This window comes from Planktotalea sp. (assembly GCF_018607965.1).
Classification (GTDB): Bacteria; Pseudomonadota; Alphaproteobacteria; order Rhodobacterales; family Rhodobacteraceae; genus Planktotalea.
In genome coordinates this window covers 1-8,444 of record NZ_JABBAM010000105.1, presented here as the reverse complement: position 1 = coordinate 8,444, position 8,444 = coordinate 1, and the positions used below count along the sequence as shown (strand labels likewise).

Genomic DNA, 8,444 nt, shown 5'->3' with positions numbered 1-8,444 from the left:
CACCGCCCCTTAGCGACACGTTCCCCAACCACGGTTTTGCAAATGGAAATGATCCGCGTGCGCTGCGTTGTAATCAGGGCCTAACGTTGTCCCAAACCAATAACACGACGCGTCACGAACACGGCGCAAAAACTGCGCCTTAGGATCATCATCGTCCCAGTCTTTTAGCAGACGCACGCGTGTGCCATCTGTCAGATCAAACCCTGTGATATCAATTGCAGACGCTGTATAATGCGTGCTCTAACGCTCAGTCCCTGCGATTGGGCGGCAATTATACGATCCAATGTGGCGTATTTTTTAACGTCAGATCCAAGAATTTCGCGCGCTGCGGGTTGAATGCCGTGGTGTTCCCACATTGCTAAACGCAAAGCCGTCGCACAAGATGTTTCAATCGGATCCAATGTAGCGCGACCAGCGCTGCGCAACCGAATACGACCTTCGATGCCACAGTTTTCGTCGACCACTATATCGGTTATCACCGAGATGCGGCCAGCGGATTGCATGATGTCAGCGCACAATTGAGGATCATTCGTCGCCCAATCCAGTTTCCATCCCGTGATCGATGTGATCGGCTCACTCACTGACAGCGGTTCACAAACGTTCCAGCGCTGTGGAACCAAAGCATCGGGATGGCGCAAAAATTCAGAACCAACCAACGTAATCGTCGCCAAAATGAAAAGCGCCGCAATCCTTAATAAAGGTCTGCGGCGCTTCGGTTTTTGTTCCTCGTTAGCCAAGGAAATTAGTAACGATAATGCTCAGGCTTGAACGGGCCGTCTGGAGACACGCCAATATACGCAGCCTGCTCTGGATCCAGCTTGGACAGCTTCACGCCGATGCGATCAAGGTGCAGACGCGCAACTTTTTCGTCGAGGTGCTTTGGCAAGATGTAGACTTCGTTCTTGTACTTGTTGCCGCGCAGCCAAAGTTCCATCTGTGCCAGAACCTGGTTTGTGAAGGATGCGGACATCACAAAAGATGGGTGGCCCGTTGCGTTGCCAAGGTTCAAAAGACGACCCTCGGACAGCAAGATCAAGCGATGGCCATTTGGCATCTCGATCATGTCCACTTGCTCTTTAATGTTGGTCCACTTGTGGTTCTTCAACGACGCAACCTGAATTTCATTGTCGAAGTGACCGATGTTTCCAACGATCGCCATGTCCTTCATCATGCGCATGTGCTCGATGCGGATCACGTCTTTGTTGCCAGTCGTTGTGATGAAGATGTCAGCCGTTTCAACAGCGTCTTCCAGCGTCACAACTTCAAAGCCGTCCATCGCCGCCTGCAATGCGCAGATTGGGTCAACCTCGGTAACCTTAACGCGTGCACCAGCACCCGCGAGGGAGGCAGCAGAACCTTTGCCCACATCGCCGTAACCCATAACAACCGCAACTTTGCCGGCCATCATTGTGTCCGTCGCGCGGCGGATACCGTCGACGAGGGATTCTTTACAGCCGTATTTGTTGTCGAACTTGGACTTGGTCACAGAGTCGTTCACGTTGATCGCAGGGAATGGCAGTTGGCCATCGCGGTGCAATTCATAAAGACGGTGAACACCCGTTGTTGTTTCCTCGGAAACACCTTGGATCGCATCACGGGTCTTAGTGAACCAGCCTGGCGTTTCTGCCATGCGCTTTGCAATCTGCTTCTTGATCGCTTCTTCTTCCTCGGACTGAGGAACAGGAATGATGTCTTCGCCCGCTTCCGCGCGTGCACCAAGCAGAACGTACAAAGTCGCGTCACCACCATCGTCAAGGATCAGGTTAGCGCCTTCTGGGAACATGAAGGACTTGTCGAGGTAGTCCCAGTGCTCGGTCAATGTCTGGCCTTTGATCGCGAAGACCGGTGTGCCGCCAGCAGCAATCGCCGCTGCCGCGTGATCTTGCGTGGAGAAGATGTTGCACGAGGCCCAACGCACGTCAGCGCCCAGCTCAACAAGTGTCTCGATCAGAACCGCTGTCTGGATCGTCATGTGAAGCGATCCAACAATGCGCGCGCCTTTCAGCGGCTTTTCTGCGCCGAATTCGGTCCGCAGGGACATCAGCCCGGGCATTTCTGTTTCAGCGATGTCCAATTCCTTGCGACCGAAGTCTGCAAGGGCAATGTCTTTTACATTATAATCGTTGGCCATGTGCCGCTATCCTCTTACGTCTATTCTGAAGCGCACGTAGCACCGGGTGCCTTTAGTTTCAAATAAAAGTAGTAAGGAAGTTAAGACAGCGGCAAAACTGTGACTATTTCTGCTTTCAGCGCTCGCCCGGGAAGTGGCCCATCCAGTTTTCATTTCCGGATGCAATGTTAGCCGAGCGACGCAAAGCCCAGCGCGCGCGGATCGTTTTCGAAACATTCAGATAGAGCGCACCATCATGGACCGTCCACGTATCCGGATCGCCAGATGCGAAATAGCCGCTTGCCATGGCAAACGCACAGTAGCCACCGAAACGCGGCGCATACCTATCTGGATCGCCCTGAAACGTCGCGAGGTTTTCAGCACTCTCAAAATGAAAAGTAGTACCCTTGTGTTGCGCCATAAATTCAGCGCTGCCCATAATCCCTTCACCCTTACTAAGGCCGAAATAGGCAACCACGTCACGACCACTCGCAGCAAGATCATCCCCAGCATTGTACCATCGCGGCTCTGTCGCGGCGAAGGCAGGCAGTGCCAGACTTGAAAGTGCGAGGACAGTAAATGATCGGCGTGTAAGCTTCATGATCAGGTTTCCTTTTCAACAGTTTTCATTTGGGCGCTGGCTGCGCTACATCTTAAATTCAAAATAGGAATTCAAATTCGCGGAGTCTCCCCATGTCACAGAAACGTGCTTGGCAACGCATGCTATCGGGTCGCCGTTTAGACCTTTTGGACCCCACGCCAGTGGATATCGAAGTCGAAGATATAGCCCATGGTCTAGCCTTTGTGGCGCGCTGGAATGGCCAAACTAAAGGGGATTTTGCCTATTCTGTTGCCGAACATTCGCTGCTGGTTGAAACGCTTTTTACCAGAATGCAGCCCAAGGCCCCTGTGAAATGGCGGTTGGCTGCTTTGTTACATGATGCCCCTGAATATGTCATTGGCGATATGATCAGCCCAGTGAAGGCGGCGGTTGGTCCAAGCTACGGTACATTGGATGAACGTCTTACTGCGGCGATACATATTCGATTTGGCCTGCCTGCGGCCCTTCCCGTTACAATTAAAAAGCAAATAAAGAGGGCGGATATGGTGAGTGCGCGCCTTGAAGCCGAACAGATTGCCGGATTTTCACAGATCGAGGCAGATCAACTATTCGGTAAACACGATCCAGAATTATGCGAAGGCTTATCTATCGTATTACGCCCATCACTTGAAGCACGCAATGAATTCACAATGCGTCACACCGCGCTTTTGGAGCAAATGTAATGCAAATCAAAGTACGCACTTTCATTGATGAAGATATTCCGCAAATGACGGAAATCCTGAACGAAATAATCGAGATTGGGGGAACTACCGCATACCTGTCTCCCCTTTCTGAAAATGACATTGCGCAATGGGTCGCGCGTGGTGGTAGTAAGGCGTCTTGGAGTATTGCATTAGATGACATAAATCGCGTTGTTGGTTTTCAATGGGCAGAACCACATCACCTATTGCCACCTGAGGCCGCAAGCGTTGCGTCCTTTGTGCGCTTAGGTGTAGTAGGTGCTGGAATTGGCTCAAAGTTGTTCGAACAAACAACCAAAAATGCGCGCTCTCTTGGGTTCTCTTGGCTGAACGCATCGATCCGGTCCGACAATGTTAGCGGGCAAAGCTATTATTCCAAAATCGGCTTCAATGACTGGCATTTAGAACCCGAAGCTACACTTTCGGACGGGCGTATTACTGGAAAGACCCACAAACGGTTTGATCTGTAAGCGGGTTTTTGAACACATTCTTAAACAATAATCAAACAATACGCTTAACATGCCATAATTGCGCCTCAAACGTTAACGATAAGGTGCCTTAACGACTACCACTGTTTCAAGGATCATCTACAAGCGCTTTTCAAACGTCATTTTGTCAGGCTCAATCATTCTTAGTCTCGCAGGCTGCATGCAATCGAAAGAGCCCATTTTTAGCTCGCGCGGCATGGCAACTGAAATGAATGCAAGTGCTTCGATCCAAGAAACACAAATGTCCGCACAAACAGCAGCATTGTCCAACATGACACGCGACATTGTTCGCAAATCCACTGTTAAGGGTGCCGCGATCGGCGCGCTCGCAGGATGTGGGTTAGTGCTCATCTCCTCAGCGAACGCAAAGAACTGCGTGACTGGCGCAATTACGGGAGGAGTTGTTGGTGCCCTCGTCGGAACTGCCGCCGGTAACAAGCAGGCTGCAAAACATGTTGAACTTGTTTCGCCAAGCGCGCTCGTGCGTTCGATTGGCAAAGCAGATGATAAAATGGACGCAGTTACACGCGATCTACCAACCTTACTTGCGCAGCAAGACACCGAGGTTACTAATTTAAACGCGAAAATGAAAAGCGGCCAAATTACACAAGGCCAATATGCGCATCGCTTTGAAGTCATCAAAGCAAACCGCGAACAATTGGCCGAAGCCCTTAGCCTAAGTGCCGTCCAAGCAAATGAGGCACATCGCAATCTACAATCCGCACAGGCGCAAGGCCAAACAGGACTTGATTGGCATCTAAGTGCGACGAGAAATCTAGCGCGCGATGCCACGTCTGCGCGCTCGGCAATTACACTTCTCTAAGCTAAACGCCTGTTTTAAAGTGATAATCAGCCACCTTCGGGTGGCCGTTTCCGTTTCTGGTAGGGCTTAGATGCAACGTAGCTACGTTCTGTGAACAATCCGTATGATATTTGGAAACAGTCCACATTGTTGCCTCAATTGGGTTGCTTAACGTTTCCTAAGCACTCGCGATGATTGCGAGATCAAGACAAGGAAACAAAATATGCGTCGTTCAATTTGCGGAATTTTTCTAGGATTAGCTGTCGTTGTTGGTGGATGTTCACATATATCTGAAGCGACGTTTGCTACACGAAATGCTCAGGTTGAACTCGATCTACACAGCCTTGTACGCAGCCAGCCCAACGAACTTTTGATGATGACACAAAACCTTGAAAGCCACGCAACGTCTGAATTTTCTTCCGTCAAAAAATTGAACCGTGACCTAGAAATGAGCACGACGCAGATGGATCAAATTCACATGAACTTGCCGTCTTTGTTAGCCGACCAAGATGTCGAAATCGCTGAATTGCGTCAGGACGTTTCAAATGGATTGGCAACTAAAGATCATCTAAACCAACGGATGCAGGCAATCCAAACCTATCGCAAAGCTTTGCTATCTTCTTTGGACGCCAGCGCTACACGCGCGTCCACAACATTCAACGCGCTTTCTAGCGCGCAAGCGACGTGCCATGGTAATCTGACTGTTCAAAAGCACCGTACACAGGACCTCGCGCGCGATCTAAAAGACGCGCGCACGATGATTGCCATGCAGCTATAAATGAGGCTTGCTTAGCGCGGGCTGCGTTTCGCCAGGATGCGCTGCAATGTACGTCGGTGCATATTCAAGCGCCGCGCTGTTTCACTGACATTGCGATCACATAATTCATACACACGCTGAATATGTTCCCAACGCACACGATCCGCGCTCATCGGGTTTTCTGGGGGCGGCGGTAGTTCGTCATCCCCCGCCAAAAGCGCGTTCATAACGTCATTGGCATCGGCTGGTTTGGACAAATAATCCGTTGCACCGATTTTCACGGCAGCAACAGCCGTTGCAATGGCACCGTACCCCGTCAGAACAACGATCTTACTTTCAGGGCGTTTTTCACGCAGCACTTCCACCACATCAAGGCCGTTTCCGTCCTCTAGACGCAGATCAACAACTGCAAATGCAGTCGGACGCGCCGTTGCAATTGCCTTGCCTGCAGCGACGGAACCTGCGGTTTCAACTTCGAACCCACGCTTTTCCATCGCCTTTGCAAGACGCCGCAAAAAAGGTTCGTCATCATCGACCAGAAGAAGAGTCTTATCTTCGCCAATTTCTCGAAGCGCTTCAGTATTCACGCGTGGACCTCCGGGTTGAGCGTCGTCACCAAACACTACGCATTCGCAGCAAGCGGGTCAAACCCTACTGATGCTGCACCTAGCCTTAGCTTTGATCGACGAAACACTGGATTGTATCTGCCATTCTCTCTGAACTAACGCCGCGGCGAAAGAATTCCACAAAGCCATGTTCGGGCAAAACGAGATATGAAAATGTCGAATGGTCGACGAGGTAGTATTCGTCATCAGCGGGCTGCGCTTTGTAATACGTGCGATAAGCTTGGCTGGCGGCTTTGACCTGCGCTGGTGTCCCGGTCAAACCAATCATCTTATCGTGCATCACACTTGCAAATTCACCAACAACTTCGGGCGTATCGCGTTGCGGATCAATTGAGATGAAAACAGGCGTGATCGACATGCCTCGTTCTTGCAAAACATCCGTGACCTCGGCGTTGTGCGCAACATCAAGCGGGCAGACGTCTGGGCAAAACGTATATCCAAAGTAAATCAACGACGGCTCAGTAATAACATCGGTGTCTGTCACCTCTGTTCCAGTTTTATCAATCAACGTGAACGGCCCGCCGATCTGGGCGCTTCCTCCAGCGATCTGGCTGGTGTGACATTGGGTGAACTGATCCTCTGGTCCAGTAGATAACGTAACGATCCAGACACCTGCAAGGGCAAGAACCACTGCTAAAGTGGCGAAGATGGCAAGAAGTCGGGTCATATGAATCTCCACGTGGTATGTCTCGGGTATTGAAGTGCTGGACGCCTAGCGGTTAGCACTTGGCTTAGGCCTTGCATATGCACCAAAATGTAGCACCAAAACAAAGTAGGCGATCGGCTAACGGATGGACATGAATTTTTACTCACCCACAGGCACACAACGCCACAACTGGGTTCGCCTGCGCACGATCATCATGTTGCGATGGGCTGCGATCATAGGTCAGCTGATCGCAATCACTGTCGCCCAACGCATGTATAGCCTGCAGCTAGAGCTTGGGCTGTGCTATCTTGTCGTCGGGTGCTCCATCGTCGGCAATCTCATCGCGATCTTCGTTTTTCCTGAAAGCAAACGATTGTCAGAGGGCGAAAACCTTTTGATGGTCGTGTTTGATCTGTTGCAGTTGTCGTTCTTGCTATTTCTCACAGGGGGACTTCACAATCCATTCTCGCTTTTGATCCTTGGACCTGTGACTGTATCCGCTTCCGTAATGTCACTTCGATCAACCGTCTTTCTAGGTGTGCTGGCCTTTGTAATCGTTACGTTCTTAGCACTATATCATCTGCCTCTGCGTACAGAGCAGGGGTTTATCTTGCAGATTCCAAACCTGTTCGTCTTCGGAAATTGGGTCGCGATCATCATCGCTTTAGTCTTTCTCAGCGCGTACAGCTGGAAGACATCTAACGAAATGCACAGCATGGCAGCAGCCCTGCAAGCGACCTATCTTGCACTATCGCGCGAACAAAAATTGACAGATATCGGCGGCGTCGTTGCAGCGGCAGCCCACGAACTTGGGACGCCTTTGGCGACGATCAAGTTGGCAAGCTCTGAACTATTGGACGAATTGTCAGACAGGCCAGATCTGGCCGAAGATGCTGCATTGATCCGCGAGCAGGCAGATCGATGTCGTGAAATTCTACACTCCATGGGGCGCGCTGGCAAAGACGATCTGCATTTGCGCAAAGCGCCGCTAAGTGCAGTGTTAGAAGAAGCCGCTGAACCCCACATTGATCGCAGCAAACGTATTATTTTTGAACAACCCTTCCAAATAGACGAAATTGGTGCCCAACCTGAAATACTGCGTCGTCCAGAGATCATTCACGGCATGCGTAATTTGGTTCAGAACGCTGTTGATTTTGCGGACGCAACCGTCTGGGTCGAAACCGCGTGGAGCGAGAATAAAATTTCTATTCGCATAGTCGACGATGGCGCAGGTTTCCCCACGCATCTGATAGGTCGCATTGGCGATCCCTTCATGCGACACCGGAGTTCGGAAAAGGAAAAAAGTGCGCGACCAGAATATGAAGGGATGGGACTTGGCCTCTTCATTGCGAAAACATTACTCGAACGATCTGGTGCAGAATTGAACTTTGCCAATGGAACAAGTCGGAAAAATAACCCCAAGCGCGGCGCGATTATCGAAGTAGTGTGGCCCCGCGAAAAGATCGACGCTGCCTTTTCGGCAGTCGCACAAGTGACGGGTGAAAATATGCGCAACCAAACACACTAATTTGGGTATTTAATCATTCATTAACGAAGAGTGCGCTGTTTTAAGAATATAATTGAAGGGGCTCACTTATGTTCATTACTCTCACTTGGATCGATCTCGCTGTTGTTTTTAGTGCGACAGTTGCAACACTCCTAGGGTCAGGACTCATAACCAAAAGATGACGGTTGCATCGAGAGCGATGGCAG

General features: G+C 50.6%; 11 protein-coding genes. 5 read left to right on the top strand and 6 right to left on the bottom strand.

Annotated features, from left to right (window positions below):
- Nucleotides 1-9: 9 nt before the first annotated feature.
- The 4 genes from QZ279_RS09925 to QZ279_RS09910 all read right to left on the bottom strand — a co-directional run bounded on the left by QZ279_RS09925 (nt 10) and on the right by QZ279_RS09910 (nt 2,711).
- On the bottom strand, nt 10-195 hold the full coding sequence (locus QZ279_RS09925; RefSeq protein ID WP_293450383.1) for an extensin family protein: 186 nt from the start codon (nt 193-195) through the stop codon (nt 10-12).
- On the bottom strand, nt 192-671 hold the full coding sequence (locus QZ279_RS09920) for an extensin family protein (RefSeq protein ID WP_293450381.1): 480 nt from the start codon (nt 669-671) through the stop codon (nt 192-194). Before QZ279_RS09920 ends, QZ279_RS09925 begins: the two co-directional genes overlap by 4 nt.
- A 71-nt stretch (nt 672-742) precedes the next feature.
- Nucleotides 743-2,131 carry an adenosylhomocysteinase gene (gene ahcY / locus QZ279_RS09915; protein ID WP_293450379.1) on the bottom strand — a complete coding sequence of 463 codons (1,389 nt, stop codon included), beginning with the start codon at nt 2,129-2,131 and terminating at the stop codon, nt 743-745.
- 115 nt (nt 2,132-2,246) lie between these two features.
- Nucleotides 2,247-2,711 (bottom strand): YHS domain-containing (seleno)protein, encoded by a 465-nt coding sequence (locus QZ279_RS09910; protein WP_293450377.1) that lies wholly within the window; start codon nt 2,709-2,711, stop codon nt 2,247-2,249.
- A gap of 92 nt (nt 2,712-2,803) precedes the next feature.
- Here QZ279_RS09910 and QZ279_RS09905 point away from each other — a divergent pair, with 92 nt between their 5' ends.
- From QZ279_RS09905 to QZ279_RS09890, 4 genes are all read left to right on the top strand, one after another.
- Nucleotides 2,804-3,394 (top strand): HD family hydrolase, encoded by a 591-nt coding sequence (locus tag QZ279_RS09905; protein ID WP_293450375.1) that lies wholly within the window; start codon nt 2,804-2,806, stop codon nt 3,392-3,394.
- Nucleotides 3,394-3,882 carry a GNAT family N-acetyltransferase gene (locus tag QZ279_RS09900; RefSeq protein ID WP_293450373.1) on the top strand — a complete coding sequence of 163 codons (489 nt, stop codon included), beginning with the start codon at nt 3,394-3,396 and terminating at the stop codon, nt 3,880-3,882. Before QZ279_RS09905 ends, QZ279_RS09900 begins: the two co-directional genes overlap by 1 nt.
- A 214-nt stretch (nt 3,883-4,096) precedes the next feature.
- Entirely contained in the window at nt 4,097-4,723 is a 627-nt protein-coding gene (locus tag QZ279_RS09895) for a glycine zipper family protein (protein ID WP_293450371.1), read from the top strand.
- Nucleotides 4,724-4,925: 202 nt separating this feature from the next.
- Nucleotides 4,926-5,480, top strand: coding sequence for a hypothetical protein (locus tag QZ279_RS09890; RefSeq protein WP_293450369.1), 555 nt, complete (start codon nt 4,926-4,928; stop codon nt 5,478-5,480).
- 11 nt (nt 5,481-5,491) lie between these two features.
- On the opposite strand, the gene QZ279_RS09885 is transcribed toward QZ279_RS09890, so the two are convergent.
- Entirely contained in the window at nt 5,492-6,046 is a 555-nt protein-coding gene (locus tag QZ279_RS09885) for an ActR/PrrA/RegA family redox response regulator transcription factor (RefSeq protein ID WP_293450367.1), read from the bottom strand.
- Nucleotides 6,047-6,131: 85 nt separating this feature from the next.
- The gene (locus QZ279_RS09880) at nt 6,132-6,752 is read right to left on the bottom strand and encodes an SCO family protein (protein ID WP_293450365.1); all 621 of its coding nucleotides are present in this window, start codon (nt 6,750-6,752) and stop codon (nt 6,132-6,134) included.
- A gap of 130 nt (nt 6,753-6,882) precedes the next feature.
- On the opposite strand from QZ279_RS09880, the gene regB reads away from it, so the two are divergent.
- Nucleotides 6,883-8,259 (top strand): sensor histidine kinase RegB, encoded by a 1,377-nt coding sequence (regB, locus tag QZ279_RS09875; protein WP_293450363.1) that lies wholly within the window; start codon nt 6,883-6,885, stop codon nt 8,257-8,259.
- Nucleotides 8,260-8,444: the final 185 nt, after the last annotated feature.

Coding starts and splice junctions, on each gene's coding strand:
- QZ279_RS09890 (WP_293450369.1), top strand. CDS start 4,926: ATGCGTCGTTCAATTTGCGGAATTTTTCTAGGATTAGCTGTCGTTGTT.
- QZ279_RS09880 (WP_293450365.1), bottom strand. CDS start 6,752: ATGACCCGACTTCTTGCCATCTTCGCCACTTTAGCAGTGGTTCTTGCC.
- ahcY (WP_293450379.1), bottom strand. CDS start 2,131: ATGGCCAACGATTATAATGTAAAAGACATTGCCCTTGCAGACTTCGGT.
- QZ279_RS09910 (WP_293450377.1), bottom strand. CDS start 2,711: ATGAAGCTTACACGCCGATCATTTACTGTCCTCGCACTTTCAAGTCTG.
- QZ279_RS09900 (WP_293450373.1), top strand. CDS start 3,394: ATGCAAATCAAAGTACGCACTTTCATTGATGAAGATATTCCGCAAATG.
- regB (WP_293450363.1), top strand. CDS start 6,883: ATGAATTTTTACTCACCCACAGGCACACAACGCCACAACTGGGTTCGC.
- QZ279_RS09895 (WP_293450371.1), top strand. CDS start 4,097: ATGGCAACTGAAATGAATGCAAGTGCTTCGATCCAAGAAACACAAATG.
- QZ279_RS09905 (WP_293450375.1), top strand. CDS start 2,804: ATGTCACAGAAACGTGCTTGGCAACGCATGCTATCGGGTCGCCGTTTA.